Annotated in this window: 1 protein-coding gene; it reads right to left on the reverse strand. The window is 71.7% G+C overall.

From position 1 onward, the window contains the following. Nucleotides 1–80: 80 nt before the first annotated feature. A complete protein-coding gene (gene ilvD / locus ACFXA3_RS41620) occupies nt 81–1,928 on the reverse strand; it encodes a dihydroxy-acid dehydratase (protein ID WP_385196561.1) in 1,848 nt (615 codons plus the stop codon). Nucleotides 1,929–2,044 lie beyond the last annotated feature (116 nt).

Raw genomic sequence — 2,044 nt, forward strand, 5'->3', positions numbered from 1 at the left:
GGGGGGTACCGCTGGGGTCCGCTCACCGCCGGGGGCGGGACGGTGTCCGCCGCGCCCGCGGAAGACCGTGGCGGGCGGGGTCAGAGGCGGCTGACGTCGCGGACCGCGCCCTTGTCGGCGCTCGTGGCCATCGCCGCGTAGGCCCGCAGGGCCGCCGAGACCTTGCGCTCGCGGTTCTTCGGGGCGTAGACGCCGCCCAGCGCCTCGTGGCGGGCGGCCAGCGTCGCCTCGTCCACCAGGAGCTCGATCGAGCGGTTCGGGATGTCGATCCGGATCCGGTCGCCGTCCTCGACGACGGCGATGGTGCCGCCCGAGGCCGCCTCCGGGGAGGCGTGGCCGATGGACAGGCCCGAGGTGCCGCCGGAGAACCGGCCGTCCGTCACCAGGGCGCAGACCTTGCCGAGGCCGCGGCCCTTCAGGAAGGACGTCGGGTAGAGCATCTCCTGCATGCCGGGGCCGCCGCGCGGGCCCTCGTAGCGGATGACGACGACGTCGCCCGGCTGGATCTCCTTGCGCAGGATCTTGTCGACGGCCTCGTCCTGCGATTCGCAGACGACGGCGGGTCCCTCGAAGGTCCAGATCGACTCGTCGACACCGGCGGTCTTCACGACGCACCCGTCGGCGGCGATGTTGCCGCGCAGGACGGCGAGGCCGCCGTCCTTGGAGTACGCGTGCTGCACGGAGCGGATGCAGCCGCCCTCGGCGTCGAGGTCGAGGGTCTCCCAGCGCTCGGACTGGGAGAAGGCGGTGGCGGAGCGCTTGCAGCCGGGGGCCGCGTGCCACAGCTCCATGGCCTCGTCCGACGCCGTCCCGGAGCGGGCGTCCCACGTCGCGAGCCAGTCCTCCAGGCCCTTGGAGTGGACGGTGGTGACGTCCTTGTTGAGGATCCCGCCGCGGTGCAGCTCGCCGAGGATGGCGGGGATGCCGCCGGCCCGGTGGACGTCCTCCATGTAGTACGTGCCGCCCGGCGCCACGTTCGGGGCGACCTTGGCCAGGCACGGGACGCGGCGCGAGACCTCGTCGATGTCGGTGAGGTCGTAGTCCAGGCCCGCCTCCTGCGCGGCGGCCAGCAGGTGCAGGATCGTGTTCGTGGAGCCGCCCATGGCGATGTCGAGGGCCATGGCGTTCTCGAACGCCTGGCGGGTGGCGATGTTGCGCGGCAGGAGGGACTCGTCCCCCTCCTCGTAGTACCGCTTGGTGATCTCCACGACCGTCCGGCCGGCGTTCTCGTACAGGGCGCGGCGGGCGGTGTGCGTGGCGAGGACCGAGCCGTTGCCCGGGAGGGCCAGGCCGATGGCCTCGGCGAGGCAGTTCATCGAGTTGGCGGTGAACATGCCGCTACAGGAACCGCAGGTCGGACAGGCGTTCTCCTCGATGCGCAGGATGTCCGCGTCCGAGATGTTCTCGTTGGAGGCGTCGACCATGGCGTCGATCAGGTCGAGCTTGCGGACGGTGCCGTCGACGAGGGTCGCCTGGCCGGCCTCCATCGGGCCGCCGGACACGAACACGACCGGGATGTTGAGGCGCATGGCGGCCATCAGCATGCCGGGGGTGATCTTGTCGCAGTTGGAGATGCAGATCAGGGCGTCGGCGCAGTGCGCCTCGACCATGTACTCCACGCTGTCCGCGATGAGGTCGCGGGAGGGCAGGGAGTACAGCATGCCGGCGTGGCCCATGGCGATGCCGTCGTCGACGGCGATCGTGTTGAACTCGCGCGGGATCGCGCCCGCGGCGCGGATGGCGTCGGAGACGATGCGGCCGACCGGGGCCAGGTGCGTGTGTCCGGGGACGAACTCGGTGAAGGAGTTGGCGACCGCGATGATCGGCTTCCCGATGTCCTCGCTCGCTACGCCCGACGCACGCATAAGGGCGCGTGCGCCCGCCATGTTGCGGCCGTGGGTGACGGTGCGGGACCTCAGCTCGGGCATCGGGTTCACTCCCCATGAGTGCGGTGGCGCGGGGCGCCTGCCGCGACTGTACGACTGTGGATATGGCTCGGTTACGAGGCTACGCCCCCGGCGCGCGGGGGGGGGGGGGGGGGTGT

Origin of the sequence: Streptomyces sp. NPDC059456 (assembly GCF_042750055.1) — a bacterium.
Classification (GTDB): Bacteria; Actinomycetota; Actinomycetes; order Streptomycetales; family Streptomycetaceae; genus Streptomyces.

Coding starts and splice junctions, on each gene's coding strand:
- ilvD (WP_385196561.1), bottom strand. CDS start 1,928: ATGCCCGAGCTGAGGTCCCGCACCGTCACCCACGGCCGCAACATGGCG.